At 35.0% G+C, this 20,996-nt stretch carries 18 protein-coding genes and 1 rRNA gene; 11 read left to right on the top strand and 8 right to left on the bottom strand.

Annotated elements, in window-relative coordinates:
• Window positions 1-71: 71 nt before the first annotated feature.
• On the top strand, window positions 72-2,498 hold the full coding sequence (locus tag C1634_RS21230; RefSeq protein WP_103231336.1) for a TonB-dependent receptor plug domain-containing protein: 2,427 nt from the start codon (window positions 72-74) through the stop codon (window positions 2,496-2,498).
• Window positions 2,499-2,608: 110 nt separating this feature from the next.
• Here the strand turns inward: C1634_RS21230 and C1634_RS21225 are convergent, their stop codons facing one another.
• The gene (locus C1634_RS21225; RefSeq protein WP_109739098.1) at window positions 2,609-3,826 is read right to left on the bottom strand and encodes a PQQ-dependent sugar dehydrogenase; all 1,218 of its coding nucleotides are present in this window, start codon (window positions 3,824-3,826) and stop codon (window positions 2,609-2,611) included.
• 106 nt (window positions 3,827-3,932) lie between these two features.
• Here C1634_RS21225 and C1634_RS21220 point away from each other — a divergent pair, with 106 nt between their 5' ends.
• The 6 genes from C1634_RS21220 to C1634_RS21190 all read left to right on the top strand — a co-directional run bounded on the left by C1634_RS21220 (window position 3,933) and on the right by C1634_RS21190 (window position 12,053).
• A complete protein-coding gene (locus C1634_RS21220; protein ID WP_103231334.1) occupies window positions 3,933-4,304 on the top strand; it encodes a BlaI/MecI/CopY family transcriptional regulator in 372 nt (123 codons plus the stop codon).
• A 2-nt stretch (window positions 4,305-4,306) separates the two neighbouring features.
• The gene (locus C1634_RS21215) at window positions 4,307-6,073 is read left to right on the top strand and encodes a M56 family metallopeptidase (RefSeq protein WP_109739097.1); all 1,767 of its coding nucleotides are present in this window, start codon (window positions 4,307-4,309) and stop codon (window positions 6,071-6,073) included.
• 148 nt (window positions 6,074-6,221) lie between these two features.
• Window positions 6,222-8,213: an excinuclease ABC subunit UvrB gene (gene uvrB, locus C1634_RS21210; RefSeq protein ID WP_109739096.1), complete on the top strand. Its 1,992-nt coding sequence runs from the start codon at window positions 6,222-6,224 to the stop codon at window positions 8,211-8,213.
• Between the two features lie 419 nt (window positions 8,214-8,632).
• Window positions 8,633-10,546 carry a hypothetical protein gene (locus tag C1634_RS21205; RefSeq protein WP_103231331.1) on the top strand — a complete coding sequence of 638 codons (1,914 nt, stop codon included), beginning with the start codon at window positions 8,633-8,635 and terminating at the stop codon, window positions 10,544-10,546.
• A 462-nt stretch (window positions 10,547-11,008) separates the two neighbouring features.
• Entirely contained in the window at window positions 11,009-11,425 is a 417-nt protein-coding gene (locus C1634_RS21195) for a hypothetical protein (protein ID WP_123921542.1), read from the top strand.
• A 187-nt stretch (window positions 11,426-11,612) separates the two neighbouring features.
• Entirely contained in the window at window positions 11,613-12,053 is a 441-nt protein-coding gene (locus C1634_RS21190) for a hypothetical protein (RefSeq protein WP_103231328.1), read from the top strand.
• A gap of 321 nt (window positions 12,054-12,374) precedes the next feature.
• Here the strand turns inward: C1634_RS21190 and C1634_RS21185 are convergent, their stop codons facing one another.
• From C1634_RS21185 to C1634_RS21170, 4 genes are all read right to left on the bottom strand, one after another.
• A complete protein-coding gene (locus C1634_RS21185; protein WP_103231362.1) occupies window positions 12,375-12,602 on the bottom strand; it encodes a DUF3820 family protein in 228 nt (75 codons plus the stop codon).
• Window positions 12,603-12,623: 21 nt separating this feature from the next.
• Window positions 12,624-13,703 (bottom strand): AI-2E family transporter, encoded by a 1,080-nt coding sequence (locus C1634_RS21180; protein WP_103231327.1) that lies wholly within the window; start codon window positions 13,701-13,703, stop codon window positions 12,624-12,626.
• A 14-nt stretch (window positions 13,704-13,717) separates the two neighbouring features.
• Window positions 13,718-14,446: a beta-carotene 15,15'-monooxygenase gene (locus C1634_RS21175; protein ID WP_103231326.1), complete on the bottom strand. Its 729-nt coding sequence runs from the start codon at window positions 14,444-14,446 to the stop codon at window positions 13,718-13,720.
• Window positions 14,447-14,518: 72 nt separating this feature from the next.
• Window positions 14,519-15,241 carry a hypothetical protein gene (locus C1634_RS21170; RefSeq protein ID WP_228410128.1) on the bottom strand — a complete coding sequence of 241 codons (723 nt, stop codon included), beginning with the start codon at window positions 15,239-15,241 and terminating at the stop codon, window positions 14,519-14,521.
• 47 nt (window positions 15,242-15,288) lie between these two features.
• On the opposite strand from C1634_RS21170, the gene C1634_RS21165 reads away from it, so the two are divergent.
• Both C1634_RS21165 and C1634_RS21160 read left to right on the top strand, forming a co-directional pair.
• On the top strand, window positions 15,289-16,266 hold the full coding sequence (locus C1634_RS21165) for an aminodeoxychorismate synthase component I (RefSeq protein WP_103235310.1): 978 nt from the start codon (window positions 15,289-15,291) through the stop codon (window positions 16,264-16,266).
• The gene (locus C1634_RS21160; protein WP_103235311.1) at window positions 16,250-16,876 is read left to right on the top strand and encodes an aminotransferase class IV; all 627 of its coding nucleotides are present in this window, start codon (window positions 16,250-16,252) and stop codon (window positions 16,874-16,876) included. The genes C1634_RS21165 and C1634_RS21160 overlap by 17 nt, the downstream gene beginning before the upstream one ends.
• A 2-nt stretch (window positions 16,877-16,878) precedes the next feature.
• Here the strand turns inward: C1634_RS21160 and menD are convergent, their stop codons facing one another.
• Window positions 16,879-18,549 carry a 2-succinyl-5-enolpyruvyl-6-hydroxy-3-cyclohexene-1-carboxylic-acid synthase gene (gene menD / locus C1634_RS21155; RefSeq protein WP_109739092.1) on the bottom strand — a complete coding sequence of 557 codons (1,671 nt, stop codon included), beginning with the start codon at window positions 18,547-18,549 and terminating at the stop codon, window positions 16,879-16,881.
• An 84-nt stretch (window positions 18,550-18,633) separates the two neighbouring features.
• Here menD and C1634_RS21150 point away from each other — a divergent pair, with 84 nt between their 5' ends.
• Window positions 18,634-19,584, top strand: coding sequence for an isopenicillin N synthase family dioxygenase (locus C1634_RS21150; protein WP_109739091.1), 951 nt, complete (start codon window positions 18,634-18,636; stop codon window positions 19,582-19,584).
• Between the two features lie 84 nt (window positions 19,585-19,668).
• On the opposite strand, the gene C1634_RS21145 is transcribed toward C1634_RS21150, so the two are convergent.
• On the bottom strand, window positions 19,669-19,941 hold the full coding sequence (locus C1634_RS21145; protein WP_103235610.1) for a bacteriocin-like protein: 273 nt from the start codon (window positions 19,939-19,941) through the stop codon (window positions 19,669-19,671).
• A 228-nt stretch (window positions 19,942-20,169) separates the two neighbouring features.
• On the opposite strand from C1634_RS21145, the gene C1634_RS26145 reads away from it, so the two are divergent.
• Window positions 20,170-20,331: a bacteriocin-like protein gene (locus tag C1634_RS26145; RefSeq protein WP_165835376.1), complete on the top strand. Its 162-nt coding sequence runs from the start codon at window positions 20,170-20,172 to the stop codon at window positions 20,329-20,331.
• 592 nt (window positions 20,332-20,923) lie between these two features.
• Here the strand turns inward: C1634_RS26145 and rrf are convergent.
• Window positions 20,924-20,996 (bottom strand): 5S ribosomal RNA (gene rrf / locus C1634_RS26600); the annotation flags it as partial.

The following is a 20,996-nucleotide window of genomic DNA, read 5'->3' as shown; positions in this document are numbered from 1 at the left end:
ATTTTATTTTAGTGCCGATTTAAAAATAAATATTAATAATTTTGATGGAATCACTACGCAAAATTATTAATATGAGAATAAAATACATCAGCCTCTTCTTACTTGGAGCAACTACCTTTGCCTATGCCCAGCAAATAAAGGATACTCTGAAGGAGTCAAAGATAGACGAAGTTGCCATTACCGGAAGCCGGAATAAGAAAAGAACAGTCGTTAATACTCCCGTTCCTATTGATATCATTGATATCAAACAGGTAAGCCAGTCAACAGGACAGGTGGAAATCAACCAATTACTGCAGTTTTCTGCTCCTTCTTTCAACTCCAATAAACAATCAGGATCTGACGGTGCTGATGCAGTAGATCCTGCTACTTTAAGAGGCCTCGGTCCTGACCAGACTTTACTGCTTTTGAATGGAAAAAGATATCACCAGTCGTCACTGATCAACCTTTTTGGAACCAAAGGAAGAGGAAATACCGGATATGACATGAACACTATTCCCATTGGTGCCATCAAGAGAGTGGAAGTTCTTCGTGACGGAGCTTCAGCTCAATACGGTTCGGATGCTATCGCAGGGGTAATCAATGTTATTCTTAATGACCGTGATAAAGGTTTTGAGGGAAATGTATTCACAGGGATGAACCTTTTCAAAAGTCCCGGAAATAATGATATCGTTTCTGATCATAAAATTGATGGAACGACCTTTGATTTTAGTGGAAATCTAGGAACAAAAATAGGGTCAAAAGGTGGTTTTGGAAACTTCACGGTAGAATTTATCAACAAAGATTATGCAATACGAAATGCAAATCCGGATGTGTATACCGCACCAAGACAACGTTTTGGAGATGCCAAGGCTCAGAATATTTACTTTTTCGGAAATATTGAAGTTCCTTTATCTAATGGGCTGAAGTTCTATTCCCGTCAAGGATTTTCACATAGAAATACTAAGGCATATGCCTGGACCAGAACACCGGATGCAGATGGAAATATTCCTGAGGTTTACCCTACAGGATTCAATCCAATTGAAAATACCAGTATTACAGATTTCACGTTTGACAATGGCTTGAAATTCAAAGTTGCTGACTGGGATGTAGATTTTTATAATGCTTTTGGTAACAATAGATTTACTTATCAGATTGACAATACGATCAATGCCACTTTAGGAGTTAAATCACCGACAAGCTTTAATGCCGGAGGGCATTCATTACTCCAAAATACAACGGGTTTTAATGCTGTGAAACAATTCAAAGTACTGGAAGGGCTTAATGTTGCTTTCGGATCAGAGTTCAGGTATGAAAAATTCAATATTATTAAAGGTCAGGAAGCATCTTATGCAATGTATGATGTGAATGGAAATATTGTGACTCCTAATACTCCTCAAAATCAATTGGTAACCAATCCTTTAAGCGGAGAAGTAAGACCGGGTGGTTCTCAGGGGTTCCCGGGCTATTCTACAGATATTGGGAAAAGCAGAAATAACTTCGCAGCCTATGTAGACACTGAACTTGACATTACTAAAAACTGGATGGTAAGTGTTGCCGGAAGGTTTGAAAATTATAACGATTTCGGAAGCACTCTGAACGGAAAATTCGCTACAAGATATGCCATTACTCCACAATTTGCCTTCCGTGGATCAGTTTCTACCGGATTCAGAGCTCCTTCTCTGGCGCAGAAATATTACAGCCAGCAGTTTACCAACTTCCAGGGTGGTCAGCTGGTTACCATCCAACTGGCTTCTAATGACAGCGATCTGGCCAAGAGAGTGGGAATTGCACAGCTAAAACAGGAAACATCCGTAAACGGAAGTGCTGGTTTCACTTATAATACAGGAAAATTCACGGCAACAATAGATGGGTATTATATCAACGTAAAAAACAGAATTGTTCTTACAGGAAACTTTTCAAGAGATGACCTCCCTGGAGATGTTCAGACAGATTATCCTTATATTGACCAAGCACAGTTCTTTTCTAATGCGATCAATACGCGTACAAAAGGGATAGATCTTATTTTAAGCTATACTGAAAATATTGGATCCGGAAAGCTAACAGCAACTTTAGCCGGAAACTATAATGATATGGAAATTACGAAAGTAAATACTTCTGAGCAGCTGGCAGGAAAAGAAGACATTTATCTGAGCAAAAGAGAAAGAGGATTCATTCTGGCTTCTGCTCCGAAAACTAAGGTTAATTTAAACCTTAATTATAAGGTCAACAAATTCAATGTGAATCTGCAAATGGTAAGATTTGATAAAGCAACCTTAATCGGATATGATGAGGTAGAACAGGTTTATAACCCAAAAGTAACTACCGATCTTTCCTTTGGCTATGAATTCTGCAAAAATCTGAATCTGACGCTGGGAAGTAAAAATCTATTCAACAGATATCCTACCTTACAGACCACCCAGGTGAGCAGTGGAAACACAGAATCAGGAGGTATTTTTGATCCTGTGCAGATGGGATTTGCCGGAAGGCAGGTTTTCGCCAGACTTAACTTTAAGTTTTAAAAAATGATGGAAGACGGAAGTGACAATAGATAGAAATTTATATTAAACTCCAATAACTTCCACCCTCCAACTTCATTACAAAAGCCTACTGAAAAATCAGTAGGCTTTTTCTATTTTTTTGAAATTTTATAAAGCTTACCGCTGTCTGTTACGGCATACAGATTACCATCAATTCCGTTCAGTACATCCCGGAAACGCTCCTTCTGATCTGCAAGAAGACGTTCTTCTCCTACTACTTTATTGTCTTTCATGATAATTCTGTCGATGTGCTCACCACTTAGACATCCGATAAACAGGTTTCCTTTCCACTCCTCGATATTTCCGGTATAAAAAGTAATTCCGCTTGGTGAGATCACAGGATCCCAATAGTAAACGGGCTGTTCTGTTCCTTCTTTTTGAGTGATTCCTTGTCCTACTTTATCCCCGGAATACTCAATTCCATAGGTAACATCTCCCCATCCGTAATTTTTTCCGGGCTGGATCAGGTTGATTTCGTCTCCCCCTCTTGGTCCCATTTCCACATCCCAAAGGTTTCCTTGTGGATCAATAGCCATACCTTGTGGATTTCGAACGCCGTAGGCATAGATTTCCGGTTTATAGCCCTGCTTTCCAATAAATGGATTACCGGGAGCGGGTTTGCCGTCTTTTGTGATCTTTAGAATTTTTCCAAGATAATTATCTGTTTGCTGAGCATAAACCCTCGTCACCTTATCTGATCTTTCCCCGGTACTGACAAATAAATTTCCGTCTTTATCAAAAGCCAGACGACTTCCATAATGCTTATCTCCATCATAAGAAGGTTCTGCACGGAAAATCACTTTTACGTCTGATATATTTTTAAAATCGCCAGACAATTTACCTTTCGCCACAGAAGTCAAGTTTCCTTTTCCAAAGGGTTCCGAGAAACTGAAGTAAATTATAGTATTGGTTTTAAAATCAGGATCAAGGGCTACATCCAGCATTCCTCCCTGCCCTTTTGAATCCACTTTTGGAAAGCCTTCTATTTTTGACACTTGTTTTCCATCTGTTGAAACAACATTCATATGGCCATTCTTATCAGTAATGAGAAATCTTCCGTCAGGCAAATTGATAATCCCCCAAGGTCTTCCCAAATCTTTATTTAATACCTCTACATGGTAAGCCGTTTTTGTCTTTACTGCGGCAATTCTTGTCTGCCCTTTAAATGCCGGTTTATAGTCTGAATTGGGACTTTCTGTCTCTACACTTCCGTCATTTCCGGTCTTCTGAGCATTCGCATGATTTTCTTTGCATGAGGACAAAATAAGAAAAAGGCTGAGTGTCGGAACATAAAATTGATTGATTTTCATAATATTATGATTAGGTGATTCTACATCGAATGGAAAAATAATGCCATAAAGTTTGTCTATATTAATTTTTATTCTACATTTGTAGAACAAATTACAATCTTGTAGAATGAAAGAGATTAAATTAACAGATTCCGAAAAAGGACTCATGGAAATTCTTTGGGAAAAGAAAACAATTTTCATGAAGGATATTCTGGATGCTTATCCGGAACCCAAACCTGCCCCTACAACTATTGCTACCTTGCTTAAAAGAATGCAAAATAAGGAGTTAGTAGGCTATAAACTATATGGAAATTCCCGTGAATACTATCCAAAGGTAGAAAAAGGGGAATATTTCAAGGAAGAGATGACTTCCATGATTGACCGTTTTTTCAATAGCTCGGTAACGCAGTTTGCATCATTTTTTACTTCAAATGCAAAACTCAGCCAAAAGCAACTGAAAGAACTTCGTGATATTATAGATGAACAGATAAAAGAATAGCTATGTCTGCCATTATTTTTAAAATAGTTCTGTGCTCTTCTATTTTCATAGCTGTCTATTATTTGTTTCTGGAAAAAGAAAAAATGTACAGATTCAACCGGCTGTATTTATTAAGCTCGCTATTGCTTTCTTATGCGATCCCATTTGTTACGATCACTACACAAAGACCGGAAACTAAGAATAACCCTCAACTGATTATTGAAGAAACGGCCCAGCAAATGGTTTTTATCGAGCAGCCGGCACAGGAAAGTTTTAACTGGATGAATATTCTGTGGGGTATTTACATCATCATCACTCTTTTTCTACTGCTGAGAAGCCTTTTTGCCCTTATGACTGTCAGAAAAATACAGGGAGAAAAACATATTTACCATCATCACAATGTCATATTAACAAAAGAAAAACTTTCCCCTTTCAGTTTTTGGAATACAATCTATATGGGCGAAAGCTATATGAAAAATGACACCATTGATCCAAGAATCTTCCTTCACGAAAAAACTCATATTGAACAAAAGCATAGTATAGATGTATTGTTTCTGGATATTCTAAAGATTTTCACCTGGTTCAATCCCGTTCTTTTCCTATATAAAAAAGCAGTGATCACGAATCATGAGTTTTTAGCGGATGAGGCCGTTATGAAAAGTAATTATAATATTAAAGAATACCAGAGTCTGATTCTCGAAGAAATTCTCAGTCATCAAAACCCACCTTTGACCCATTCATTCAATTTTAATAATACCAAAAAAAGATTTATTATGATGAAAACGAAAAAAACAAAATTCAGCCTTCTAAGAAAAGCCACAGGAATCACCGTTCTGATTGCAGCAGTTGCTTTATTCTCTGAGAGAACTTATGCCGGTAATCCTGCAAATGCTCAGATTTCTGAAAAAACAACAGAAGCCAGTGTTCCAGCCAATGGACAGGATCCTTATCAGGAATTCAAAGACATATTAGCTAAATATACTGATCTTCTGAGCCATGGAAAATATGCTGACTTCGCAAAAAAAGTCTCAGAAAGTGATAAAAAAAGATTGAAAGAGCTCTACCCTTTACTCAATGAAAATCAGAGAAATGAGCAGAAGATTACTTTCTTTACGATGCCTGAACTGAAAAAGAGAATTCCTACAGAGAATGAATTGAAATCATTTTTAAACAAGAAAAGTTACGCAGTCTGGATTGATTCAAAAAAAATAGAAAACGATATTTTGAAAAACTATACAAAAAATGATTTTTCAAATGTTTTTATCAGCAAAGTTTCTCAAAATGCAAGAACAGCAAAAAATCCTCAGCCTTACCAGGTGACCTTAATGACTCATTCTTATTTTGAGAAGACCAGAGAAGAAGGAAAATCTTCTGTCATCATGGGCTTCAAAAGAGCAGGGTTAAAAGCTGTTTCAGATACTATAATTCCAAGAGAAAATAGCATAAGCAAAAACACAACGATCAATACTCAACAGAATACTAATGAGCTTCCGGCACAATATGCTGATGGGGATAAGAACTTAAGGATGCAGATAAATAAGGGCATTGATACCAGTAATCTTGAATCTAAAAATGGTTCTATAACGTCAACGGCTTACATTCAAATCGACGAAACAGGAAAAACAACTCAGGTAACGACTTCGGGAGACAATGAAATCCTGAACCGGGAGCTTCTTAAGACCGTTACTGCAATAAGTAATAACACAGTCTGGATACCCGCTACGAAAGACGGCAAGGCCATTGCTTCGGTCCTAAAAGTCCCCGCAACCATGACTTTTACACGTCCATAATAATAAAAGCGCTAAAAAAATTAGCGCTTTTTATTTTTTTAATTATTCTTGTTTAGACTGTTAAAATTATATTATCAAAATATTCATCTTCAAAAGATTATCCTGTCTAAAAATTTCTTTCGTATTTTTGTTCTATACATTCTTTTCTATGAATTTTAAGCTTCAATCAGAATATAAACCGACAGGGGACCAACCTCAAGCCATTGAAAAACTTACCGAAGGAATTGAGATCGGTGAGAAATATCAGACACTTCTAGGGGTAACCGGATCTGGAAAAACCTTTACCGTGGCGAATGTTGTGCAAAATGTACAACGTCCCACTCTGGTATTGGCACACAATAAAACTCTGGCAGCACAGCTGTTTATGGAGTTTAAAGAATTTTTCCCGGAAAGTGCCGTGGAATATTTTGTCAGCTACTATGATTACTACCAGCCTGAGGCTTATATCGCTACAACTGGAACTTATATTGAAAAAGATCTGAGCATCAATGAAGAAGTCGAAAAATTACGTCTTTCTGCGACTGCCAGTCTTCTTTCAGGAAGAAGGGATGTTTTAATTGTAGCATCCGTTTCGTGTATTTATGGTATCGGAAATCCTACTGAATTTCATAAGTCCTTAATTTCCATAGCTATTGGTGAAAAAGTGACGAGAACCGCCCTTCTCCACTCATTAGTTAATGCATTATATGCCCGAACGCTAAGTGAATTCCAAAGGGGAACATTCCGTGTAAAAGGTGATGTGATAGATGTTTTCCCGGCGTATGCTGACAATGCCATCAGAATACAATTTTTTGGGGATGAAATTGAAAAGATCCAAAGTTTTGATCCTATTACAGGGAATGTAGAGGCTAATTTTGAACAAATTCAAATTTACCCTGCCAATCTTTTCGTAACCTCAAAGGATACTTTAAACGGGGCGATCAAAGAGATTCAGGATGATATGGTAAAACAGGTCGACTTCTTTAGCTCTATCGGAAAGCCCCTGGAAGCAAAAAGACTTCAGGAAAGAACTGAACTGGATCTTGAAATGATCAAGGAATTGGGCTATTGTTCAGGAATTGAGAACTATTCCAGATACCTGGATGGCCGACTTCCGGGGACAAGACCTTTCTGCCTGATTGATTATTTTCCAAAGGATTTTTTGATGGTTATTGATGAAAGCCACGTAACGATTCCGCAGGTTCACGCCATGTACGGTGGTGACCGAAGCCGAAAAGAAGCATTAGTGGAATATGGATTCAGACTTCCTGCAGCTATGGACAACAGGCCTTTGAAGTTTGAAGAATTTGAAGCGATACAAAACCAGGTCATCTATGTTTCTGCAACACCGGCAGATTATGAGCTTGAAAGAACGGGAGGATCTTATATAGAACAGATTATCCGTCCTACAGGGCTTCTTGATCCAATTATTGAAGTAAGACCTAGTCTCAACCAGATTGATGATTTAATGGAAGAAATTCACAAAAGATCTGATGCTGATGAAAGAGTTCTGGTAACTACTTTAACGAAGAAAATGGCGGAAGAACTTACCAAATATTTTATCAAGTTTGGAATCAGAACGAGGTATATTCATTCTGATGTTGAAACTCTGGAGCGTATTCAGATTATGCAGGATCTTCGTTTAGGACTTTTTGATGTTCTTATTGGAGTAAACCTATTAAGAGAAGGATTGGATTTACCGGAAGTATCATTGGTTGCGATTCTGGATGCAGATAAAGAAGGAATGTTGAGAAGCAGAAGATCGATGATTCAAACTGTGGGACGTGCCGCAAGGAATATCAACGGAAAAGCGATCATGTATGCTGACAAGATTACCAAATCTATGCAGGCTACTCTGGATGAAACCGAATACCGCCGTGCTAAGCAAATGAAATACAATGAAGATCACGGCCTTAAGCCGACAGCTTTAAATAAAAAGATTTCTGAAAACCTTGTCGGAAGAAGCAAAGACTTTCCTGATCAGAAATATACCCAAAAGGAAATCATGCAAAAAGTTGCGGAAACAAAGGCGACCTATGCCAGTGAGGATATTGAGAAAATGATTACTCAGAAACAGAAAGAAATGGAGGCTGCAGCTAAAAGCCTTGACTTTATAAAAGCAGCTAAGCTACGAGATGAAATTGAAGCTTTGAAAGCTTAACAGGGCTTATAATAAAAAAAGTTTCGGCGGCATCTTTATGAAAGCAGATGAAAATCCCTTTGATGTTGCAGAATGATAATATTGTAGTTTCAGACAGATTACATACTGCCTATTGAATATAGGCAGTACACAGCACTTGGGATGAAGTATCTCATATTTTTAAAGTGATTACATTCCTTATTCTGTATATCGGTTGTACTTATTATCTCTTGCGAGGTTTGAAACTGACATTCAAACGACTGACAGAATATTTTAACAAAGGAAAGTTAAACCCTAAAAATAATACGACGGGTTTAGTCGCTTTAGCAATTTATATTTGTATTATCAAACAAAATATAGTTTCCCTTATTAATTTATTTGATGGTTTTTATATCTTTATCGTGATGAAAACTAAATAATTTTTAAATTTTATACAAATAATGAAAAACAAATTTATTTCGAGGTTACTTTCCTTAGTAACCATTATGGTCTTGTTATATTCTTGTAGGAATGAACTGTCGACAGAACAAGAGACACACAGCAACAGTAGTCAATTCAGACCAACATCTAAAACAATTCGTCTAGAACAAAGTAAACACAAATTAGTTCTTAAAACCGAATTACAAAAAGCACAAAACAATTTAACAAACATCAAAACTAATGCATCAGGCAAGGCAATTGATTATGCAAATGGGGTCTCCATTGATACGGACAATGTGACGTATATTGAATATGGGACTAATTTTCATACTTACACATTTAATCTGATTAGAGGGAATGCTCCTGAAAATGCTCCTTTAGAAAATCTGGTGTTATCTTACTTACCAGATGGCAGTTATAAAGAACTTTTGGTAACGTATAATTTTACACCGCAGGAAAAACAAGATCTGCTTTCAGGAAAAGGAGTGAAAACGGCAGGAAAAGCCACTGCTATTGAACTTGCAAAAGGAACATATGGTGGGATAGTTTCTAATAGAAGTATGGGAGGGGCTGAATCTTGTTCTTATAAAAGTGTAGATATGTACTTCTCTTGTTATACAGGAGACCATCATTCAGGTAATGAAACTAAGTGGGGAGAGTGCAACTGGAAAAGTGAAGGAGGTTATGCAGCTCAACATATTACTGTTGTAGCATTAGTCTGCACAGCAAGCACAGCCTTGGGAGATGATGGTTCACCAGGAGGTGGCGAAATCGGACCCACTACAGGCTTAGGAGGTGACACAGATACTCCGACAATTCCAACTCTTAGTACATTCTTTTTTTATGTTAAAAGACTTCCAGCAGATTTGAAAACTGTTATTTATGATACAGCCAATACCGAGTTTTATGACGGCTTAAAAAAGTTTTATGATTTTAATAGTAGTCAGTTATCTCAAGATTTAATCAAATGGGCTTTACAATTTAAACAAAATAATGCTATTACTTGGGGAGACTTTCAGCCAATGCTAACTTATGCATATAATTTTTTGGATCAGAATCCAGATACTGTAAATCCTGAGCAAATATTTTCGAGACAAAAAGATTTAAATGATGCATTACTCCAAAATTCTAACTTATTATTAGATATTCCTTGTGGGGAATTGGATAATTGGAAAACTGTAGCACAACATAATATTCCACAATCTGTAAAGGATAAATTACAAAATATAAAAAACCAAACAAGTTGGTGGAGTAATTGGCAGATTACAGATTTAGATGATGCTGCAGGTGCTAATATAAATATGGATTTATTTCCAATACAAATTAATTCAATGCCTAATAAACCTAACAGCACTCAAAAATATACTCCTGAAGAATTTTTTAATTTTTTCAGACTTAATTTAAATTTATTTGCAGAAAAGTTTACACCAATTGTTGATGGTTATTATGGAATTAATGATATAGCTTTATGGAACTCATCAAATCCTTTAGGTACACTTATTCATATTGAAATTCCAATAGATGATGGAACTGTAATTTGTAGTGGTTTTGGACCAAAAGCATGGGTTTTTTCGACAATAAAAGCCCCAATGAGCATGGCTTATGATGGAATACATCCTGTTGCAGGAAATAGATTGTTTGGTTATTATATAAGCCCAAATGACAATACTATGTACATATATACTAGAGGTGTTGATCGGGTATCTAAAATAGCAACTGATAGTCCTAATCTTGCTAATTATATAATTGAAAATTCAGCATTCTTTGGAGCCGACCAATTATGGAAAGGCATGCAGGATAAATTGTCAAAATATATAAATGCTAGAGGAGGAAGTGCTAATAAACTCCCAGAAAAAACTTATAGACCAAATTATACAAAAGTTAAAGATTATTTAAAAGGCAAAGCTCCTTTAAGTTCATTAGGTTGTAATTAAAATAAAAATGTATGAAATTATTGAATAATATTCCTAAGCTTATAGCTATTATGTATTTAAGTATTGCGACTAAAAATATACTACAATTGATTTTTGGGTATTTATTTAATTCTGAAAATGATATTAAATTATATAAATTATACAACTTACACGAAAGTAGCTATTCTTACAATTTTTTATTCCAATTAATTTTCATTTATGATTTCTTATTTTTAGGAGTTATATTGTATTTACCATTATATTTAATATTATATCTAATAATTACAAAATTTGGTAATAAAATCTGGCTACAAGTACTTTATACAGTAACAATATATTTGCTAGCAATATATCTTTTTGATAAAAATAATGTTAGTTATTTATTTATTCTTATAACAACTTTAATAGGTTTGTTGAATTGGTATTCATTTAAAAAATGGATTAGAATAATGTAAACTAATGTGTAAAAAAATATTTATAATTATGCTTCTATCCTTGGCTTGGCAATCATTATTTTGTCAAGCTTCGGAAAATAATTGCCCGAATAATCTAACATATTTTGCATATTCACTTCCAATTGATGGAGAGAAATGGTATGTACCCATTAAATATGAGATTCGAGATAATTTAATTGATTTAAAAATTAGACATACAAATAAAGACGAGTTATTTATTCGATTCAAAATAATTGAAAATTTAATTTGTGATTTTAAAGATGTTAATCATTGTAACCTCAAATACAAAGTTTTAACATACGATGAAGAAACTAATTCTTACGAACAAAGAATATCCGAAATAGAATTCAATTTTTCTGACAGGAAAGGTAAGATTTATATTCAACATCCTAATTTTCCTTTAATTATAAGTGAGGCAACATCGATAGATGAAATTAAAAAATAAGATAAATTCGAGTTATGAATATTTCTATGAAATAATAAAATGTAAATATATCTTTCTCAGAAGACATTATTTCAATTACCAAAAACAAAAAAGTCATTTCTTGATATATTTTTAAGATAGTAACTGGAAGTTTTTAAATACCTTTATTATGCTATTCTGTTTATCCTTTTGAATAAATTAAAATTATATGAAAAAAATAGCAATAATAATTACAGGATGTTTTCTAGTTTCATGTACCGTTAGTAAAAGTAGTTTTAAAGAAGAGTTAACAGTACAAAATTTTAAAGATAGAACTTTACAAAAATGTCTATTGAAAGGTTATGAGAATAAAGACCTTGTAAATAGAATATATGATATAGATAAGACACTCTATGACCCTGTTGCAATAGCTTTATTTGATGATGAGATAGATGCTTTTTTGGTCTCTAAAATAAATAAGATGAAAAAAGACTCAATGGAATCAATCGGTAAGATTTCTGAAGCAAAAGCTGGGAAAATTGTATTTGGAAATTGCTTGTATGTTTATAAAAGTAAAGAACTGGATAACTTTGCTACGAAACATATTAATAAATATAAAAAGGTCAAAGATTTAGACTCGTTAATTCTTTCAAAAAATCCATCTTTTTAATTTATTTTAAGATAGGTTGGCCTGTATAGTGGGAGGTGTTGTTTATTTAAGAATTAAACTAGTGGTGTTTGATAAATTAGGTGTTAAGGATACTAACAATCCATGGGGCCATCTAATTATCAATCTACTATAACTTATAAAAAAATCAATATCTATAATAAAACAATAGATTAAAGGTTTTTAAAACATTAAAAAATGATTGGTTCTACCACAGACAGGTAAAGCCAATCATTTTTATTTTATATCAAATTCAAGTAAATATATGCTGTTCTATCTTCGATGCCGCCGAAACTTTATACTAAGATCGGTATATTTTAAGTATTACAATCCATTTCTCACTGAAGCTCTGATGGGAGTCAAAAGATCCATCAAACCATTGAGTTTGATCTCATAAACTGTTGAAAGCTGCATTCCCAGTTTTCCTTTGGGCATTCCGGTTCTGTTGAACCACTCCAGATAACTTATCGGAAGGTCTACCAAAACCGTCCCTTCATACTTACCGAACGGCATTTTAAATACACAGATTTCTTTTAATATTTCCGGATTGATTCCCTCCATGTTTTTATATAATTAAATTAATTTTTCTTTAATATCATCTTGTCCGGGCAATTCAAGCTCCGGAGGGGTATTTTCATCCGAAAATTCATTTCTGTATACCTGAACCAGGAGAAGTGTCAATGAGATAAGAATAGGCCCAAAAATAAGGCCCATAAAGCCAAACAGGTTCATTCCCATAATAATCCCAAATACAGTATTTAAAGGATGGATATTTTCCAGCTTCTTTAAAAGCGTAAAACGGAGAAGATTATCGGTAAGACCTACCACTACAAGGCAATATATAGCCAGCCCCAGTCCTTGCCCGGTATTTCCTTCTGCAATCATAAAGATACATACCGGAACATACACAATAGCTGTTCCTACAACAGGAATCACTGAAGCGGCAGCCGTCAATGCAAAAAGAAGTACAGCTCCCGGTGCCCCAAAAATAAGGTAACCAATAAGAGCTACTATCCCTTGTCCTATTGCAACAACCGGAATTCCGATAGCATTGGCCATGATCAGTTTTCTCATTTTATCGCCAATCAAAGAGATATTGGATCTCTTCAAAGGTGCAGAACTAGTAAGGATTTTTTCGAAAAGCCTTGGTCTTTCCAGCATAAAATAGAGAATAAAATACATGGACATCACTACTGTAAGGGTATTGAATGTTCCACTGACTGCTGATGTAGAGACTTTTCCTGCAGAATCCTTCAGTTTGTTCATATTTTCTTTGCTCAGAATATCAAATCCTGTTTTAGAGAAAATATAAGAATGGATCTTGTCGAGGAAAACATTAAACTTAGCCATATAAGCCTGTGCATTACCCAGCTTATCGATAATCAGATCAGCAATAAAATAGATCGGAAGAATGAGGACAATAAGACTTGCAAACATTAATGCAAGGGCAGCCAGCGACGGTTTCCATTTTTTTTCTTCCTGCAGATAAAAGTTATACTTCCTGCATACTACATAAATGGTAATCGCCCCCAGAACCGAGGGAATAAACAATGCCAGATTAAAGCATATAAGTCCTGCCAATATAACAATAATGGCCAGCAACGACATCTGCTTTATCGCAACACTGCTTATTTGTTTGTCCTTATTCATCATGTATTTTGATATTTTTATTTACTGTACGTAATTTGTCTTGGTTTTCCTAAGAAAGCGCAATACGCAGAGTACATTACGATCATTATAAACGGAGCGGTTAAGATAATTCCTATTCCACAAAGAATAACTCCTGCCATAGAGATCAGGAATCCTAAAAATCCTGTCAGCAAGAACGTTCCATAATTTTCTTTAGCAATATTGAAAGATTTCCCTAAAGCATCTGTAGCTGAAGCATTTTCAAATAACAGAATAGGATATCCTATTAAAAGAAAAGGATACACAAAAATGATAGGTAAAACACACAAAGCAAGTGCAACAGAACAAATAATCCATGAAAGAAGACTGTAAATCAATATGTTTACAAAATTCTGACGGTATCCGATGAAAAGATCAGAAAACTCAATCGGAGCTTTGGTATTATACTTATTCACCATGTATATCAATCCTACATACAAAGGAGACAATAAAATTCCAAAAAGGCCGGAAGCACCCATGTACAATGGAAGCCCCGGAGCACTCCAATAATTAAAGTCACCCCCCGAAGATTTCATTTCCTCCATCATTGAAGCAGAGTCAAATCCTGTAAGCATTTGAATCACAAATCCTCCGGCTAAATAAATGATCATAGCGACGATTCCGTATCCGAAAACACCTTTGTACATTTCAAAAGCATGAGAAATAATTGATCCCGTATCTCTGTTAGGGACAGAGCCCTGTTGATCAAATTCGTTAAATTCTGACATAGTTTAAATATTTAATGATTTTACCAAATTTAGTTTTTTTTAGTAAAAAATATGTTAAACATGCTAGAATATTTAACTTTTCTCTGTAAAAACTGTTTTGTAAAGGGAGTAAATCATAGCATTCCAAAAAGGAAATGTGAAAAGACCTCCTATCAAAAACAAGGCAAAACCTAAGTACTTAAATAGAGAAGCAACGACCACACACACCATTATTTCTACAAAATACACTTTAAGTGCTTTAAAATTAAGAGAAATGGCTTCAAAAATCCTTTTATTGGTGAAAAACATGAGTGGCGCTACAAATATTGTCACAGCAACCCAAATTACCGCCAATATAATGGTAGGAGCCGTAAATCTGTAAACAAAGAACCAAAAAAGAAAATACCCCACATACTTAAAAAAGTTCAGCCCATTGTATCCTGCAAATAAATCGCCAATTACAATTTTTTCTTTAAGATCAATCTTTCTGAAAATCTGGAACATACCAAGGTTCAAAGGATATAGAAATGCTGTAGTTGCCCAGATGGCCAGGTTAAACATCTGAAAATTTTCTGTAGCACTTAGCGCTGCCATTTTCTCCATATAAGCTTCTGTACCCTGCTTAAAAGCTTCTGTTAGCTGCTGAGTGTAAGAAAATATTTCATACTTCCCCCCAAAAAGCATAATAGCGGTAAGGAAGATTCCAAAAAAGATAATTGAAAACATCAACTGAAAAACCAGTGTTTTATTCCAATAGAAAAAAGCCTGCTTCAATATAAAATCTATTCCCGGTTTTTGGGGATATTTGTTCTGCATCATAAAAAATTTATGCAAAAGTAAACATCAATAATTATTTTTGCAGAATGTTTTCAGTGAATAATCAAAAATTTATGGAAATGGATGCGCTTTCTCTGCAGAAGGTTCCCTATTTCTTCATGATCGACTTTCTTTCGGAGAATGTCGAAATATACCCGGAAAATAAAATTGAAAAATCAGGCTTAATTATTGATTTTCAAAATTTTGCAAACACAAAACAACAACAAGCGCTAAGCAAAAATATCGTATGGAAATCATTTCCAGAAACACAGGAAAATTTTAAAATAGGTTTCGACAAAGTTCAGAAAAATATTCGCTTAGGAAACTCTTATTTGACAAACTACACCAGAAAAACGAAGATAGAGACGAATTTAACGTTAGAAGAAATTTTTTATCATTCAAATGCAAAGTATAAAGTTTTTTATAAAGATTTTTTTGTATTTTTTTCTCCTGAAACTTTTGTAAAGATCATTGACGGCAAAATTCTGACTTATCCCATGAAGGGAACCATTGATGCTTCCATTGAAAATGCAGCAGAAATACTGAAGAATGATAAAAAGGAAAAAGCAGAACATTATACTGTTGTAGACCTGCTTCGCAATGATCTGAGCATGGTAGCTGATGATGTAAAAGTAGACCAGTTTCAGCATATAGATTTCATCAAAACCCAACAGAAGGATCTGTATGCGATGAGTTCCGAGATTTCAGGAATGATAAAACCTGAATTTGACGGAAAAATAGGAAGTATTATGCAGAAACTGCTTCCTGCGGGCTCTATTTTAGGAGCTCCAAAACCTAAAACACTGGAAATAATTCTGGATGCGGAGGGATATGACAGAGGATATTACACAGGAGTCTGCGGTTGGTTTGACGGCCAGAATGTTGACAGCTGTGTAATGATACGCTTTATTGAAAAAGATGGAGATCAACTTTATTTCAAAAGCGGAGGCGGTATAACGCACATGAGTAAATTAGAAGACGAATATCAGGAAATGAAAAATAAAATCTATGTCCCAATTCATTGAAAGCATTAAAGTAGAAGATCAGGAGATTTTTCTATTGGATCTACACCAGAAACGTGTCAATCAAACATTTTCCCATTTCGGGAAGGAAGACTCTATCGATCTGGCCAAGATCTATAAAAACCTGCAGCATGATGAGGATGGTCTTTTTAAATTAAGAATTGCCTATGATCTTGACAAGAGAATCAGGACACAAATGATTCCTTATGCTATTCCTGAGATACAGGATTTCAAATTGGTAGAAAACAACAGCTTCGATTATTCATTCAAGTTCGAGGATCGAAAGGAGCTGGAAAAAATGAAGATGAAAGCCAAGGCTGAGGAAATTATCATTGTCAAAAACAATCACATCACCGATACCTCTTTTTCCAACATTTTATTTTTAAAAGGAAAAGACTGGTTTACGCCTTCTACCTATCTTTTGAACGGAGTACAACGACAGCATCTTTTAAAGCATAAAAAGATCAAAGAAACGGAGATCACTTTACAGAATATAAAGCAATTCACCCATTTCCAGATCATTAATGCGTTGAATGATTTCGATGATATGTTTATCTATCCTATCGACAGAATTACCAATCTGCCAGGGAGTGAAGAATATCTTGATCTTTAAATTTATTTCATAAATTCAAAGTACGACTTCAGTACATCTGCGCTATTTTTCCCGTGAGTATTTACTTCCAGGATTTTTGGCTGTGCATCAGGTTTAAAGAAATTCTCAAGAACTCTGTCCAAGGTAGGCTCATCCTCTACTCTTATATAAGAGAACCCAAAATGTTTAGCCAAAGATTCTGCATTTTTACGGTGTTTCGTAGCAATAAATTCGTCTAATGTATTCGGGTTGGCATTTCCAGGTCCCGGAATGATTTTAAAGATATTTCCTTCCCCATTATTGAAGATCATAATTCTTACAAATGGTGGAATATATTGGTTCCAAAGTCCATTGATGTCGTAGAAGAAGCTTAAATCTCCTGTTATCAATAAAGTAGGTTTTTCATTTTTAATGGCAAATCCCATCGCAGTGGAAGTAGAACCGTCAATACCGCTCGTTCCTCTGTTACAGTATATTTTTCTTTTACCAAAGTCAAATAGCTGTGCATATCTGATTCCTGAAGAATTACTGACATGGATATTATAATTTTCAGGAATTGTCTGTGAAGCCTTATTAAAGAAATAAAAATCTGAGAACTCAACAGTATTTAAAAACTGATCATGTTTAGCATCTTTTTTATCCCTTAAAACATCCCAAAGATTAAAATAAGGTCTAGGCTCAAGATTAATAAATTTCAACAATTTTGAGAAGAAAACTTCAGGCTTAACCTCTATTTTTTCTGTTAATGAGAAATAAGTATCCGGCTGCCATACTTCATCCAAATGCCAATGCTGTTTAGGACGGGCACTTCTCAGGAATTGTTTTACTTTTTTGGAAACTACATTCTGCCCAACGGTAATCAATAAATCCGGAGCATATGTCTTATAGTCTTCTTCTGTAAAGTTAAAAATATAACGGTCTATATGTCTGAAAAACTTCTCATGATACAGATTAGAATTGGCTTCACTCAATACCACAACAGAATGATTTTTCACCAGCTGTGTCAATTGGTTTTCCAGTTCCGGGCTATAATCTCTCGTCCCTACCAATAGCATAATTCTTTGGGAAGTATGCCATTCTGCAACCAGATTGGAAGGGATTTCATATTCTTTATGCTTGATTGTTTTTTCTACCGTAGGAAAAGTAGGAAGCTCTGATACAAGTTCGTATAAAGGTTCCTCTAAAGGGATATTAATATGCACCGGGCCTTGCTTTTCAAAGCATAGCTCGATCGCCTTTTTAATGATTTCAAAATTAATATCTTCTGCATTTTCTTTGCTGTCTTCCAACAATTGGAAATCACCATAAGAATGCTGATGAAAAACATCTTTCTGTCTAATCGTCTGCCCGTCGAATAAATCAACAAAATCGGTCGGCCGGTCAGCAGTCAGTACCAAAAGGGGAATATTCTGATAAAAAGCTTCAGTAACTGCAGGATAGTAATTAACCACCGCTGATCCACTGGTACAGGTAATCGCTACCGGCTTCTTTTCGCTTTTCGCCATTCCCATTGCCACAAAAGCAGCACTTCTTTCGTCTACAATGCTGTAACAATTAAAACTATCTATCTCTGAAAAATGAATGGCCAAAGGAGCATTTCTTGACCCCGGAGAAATTACGATATCTGCAATTCCGTACTGTTGAAGAAGATGTGCGAGTATTTGGATACTTCTCTTAGAAGAATATTTTTTCATACAGCAAATTTAACTTATAAATAATGATTTTAAAATCATTTCAATTAAAAAAAATGTAATTTTGCTATTCGTAAATTTCTAAAAATGGATAAAATACCTAGTGTAGACCTGCGTGATTTCCTTTCGGGCAACCCGGAACGCAAACAGAAATTTGTAAATGAAATCGGAAAAGCTTATGAAGAAATTGGTTTTGTAGCCTTAAAAGGCCATTTTCTTGATGATCAATTAGTAGATGAATTGTATGGAGAGGTAAAAAACTTTTTTGAACAACCCGTTGAAACGAAAAAGAAGTATGAGATTCCAGGAATCGGCGGCCAAAGAGGGTATGTAGGATTTGGTAAAGAAACTGCAAAAGGTTTCAAAAGAGGAGACTTAAAAGAATTCTGGCACTTCGGACAATATCTGTCTGATGATTCAGAATACAAAAAGGAGTATCCAGACAATGTAATCGTTGAAGAACTTCCGAAATTCAACGAAGTAGGTAAAGAAGCATTCCAAATGCTTGAGAAAACAGGACAGAATGTGCTAAGAGCTTTAGCTTTGCACCTTGGTTTAGATGAATTTTATTTTGATAACAAAATTGCAGAAGGAAATTCTATTTTAAGACCTATTCATTATCCACCAATTACAGAAGAACCGGATGATGCTGTAAGAGCTGCTGCCCATGGAGACATCAACCTTATTACTCTTTTAATGGGTGCTCAGGGTAAAGGTCTTCAGGTTCAGAATCACAATGGGGACTGGATTGATGCTATTGCAGAGCCAGATGAGTTGATGATCAATGTTGGAGATATGCTTTCAAGACATACCAACAACAAATTGAAATCTACCATCCACAGAGTGGTAAACCCGCCAAGAGAATCGTGGAGTACTTCAAGATACTCTATTCCTTTCTTCATGCATCCAGTAAGTGCAATGTCTTTAAATGCACTTGAAAATTGTATAGACGAAAACAATCCAAAATTGTACGAAGATACTACTGCCGGAGAATTCCTGCATGAAAGATTGATCGAACTGGGATTGATTAAAAAATAATAGTATAATAGTCAATAATTAATCTGCATGTAAATAATATCAGGAATGGTATTAGCCAGATTAATTATTGACTATTTTTTTATTCTATCCTGTTATACAATAAAATTCCGGACACGGAGTCGGTTGTGTGAAAGTTCCCCACGGACAGATACAGGTATAGGTATCACCACCACCACCAGGATTTCCTCCTCCACCCGGATTTCCACTGTCGGGCACACATTTTCCACCTGAACAGGTCTCACCTGCAGAACATCCTCCTTCACCAGGCCCTCCGCCTTCAAAACAATAAGCCGGGAAATTAACTCCTGCAACAATAATTTTCTTGTCTTCTCTTGAAAGTTTTTTTAGATTTTTCATAGTTTTTAATTTTTTTGGTATTTCCTACTCTATAAGCTTTTCGGATAACGCTTGTTTAAAAATAATATTTATTTCACTAATAATCAAATATTTAAATTAAATTCAATAGCATTAAAGACTATTGACTAATTATTTATATTAATATTTGTTTTTTAACATATTATTTCTGTTTAATTAAAAATATTTTAACTATTTTTACTTTACCTACAAATTTTTAATTAAAACAATATGAAAAATCTAAAAAAACTACAAAAAGGCCAATTAAAAAACATTAGTGGAGGAGCTAAAATTCCTGAACCAGATTTCTGCATGTATTATTGCAGTGGAGTCATTGTTTGTGCTACCTGCAGCGATGATTTCAAATGCCCGGATACAAACAATGATATGTAAGCATTAAAATCAAGATGTCATAAAATTTTGAACCGTTTCTTTATAGAAGCGGTTTTTTTATTTCTTGTGGATTAAAATAAGATGGATTCTGAAGGGTTATCTTTCTTTTTTGCATACCAATAGCTTTTACCGATGATAAGCTGTTTATGCCTTTAAAATGACGATGATAGATTATTGAATGATAAGTTATGAATTATGATATCCGAGGTTGGGGTTTCGGGATGCGATTGATCAGCTTTGATAATTCTCCATTTATGATATTCAATAGGAGCGGGCTATAATCCTGAGCTTAGTCGAAGGGATCCCATTCTGGTCAAAAACTCCATTTCCATCTGGCTTTAGCCAAAACTTATCATTGGGATAATCCTAACTGAAGAAAATAAATAAATAAATAAATAATAATGATGATGCTCAATTAAAGATTGAAAGATAGGTCACCAGGAATGAGGAATGAGCTGGAAAATAGAAGATAAGGAGGATTGGATGTAGAGATGGATATCTCAAGTATATTATAGAGGTTGGGTGGTGTAGGTATATAACAACAAAAAAGTCCTTTATCGTATGATAAAGGACTTTTTAAAAATAAAATAAAAACTGGCGGCGGCCTACTCTCCCGCGTTAGCAGTACCATCGGCGCTGGTGGGCTTAACTTCTGTGTTCGGAAT

It is taken from the genome of Chryseobacterium viscerum (genome assembly GCF_002899945.2).
Taxonomy (GTDB): domain Bacteria; phylum Bacteroidota; class Bacteroidia; order Flavobacteriales; family Weeksellaceae; genus Chryseobacterium; species Chryseobacterium viscerum.
Note: the sequence above shows the minus strand (reverse complement) of the source record. Positions and strands in the feature narration are given on the sequence as shown.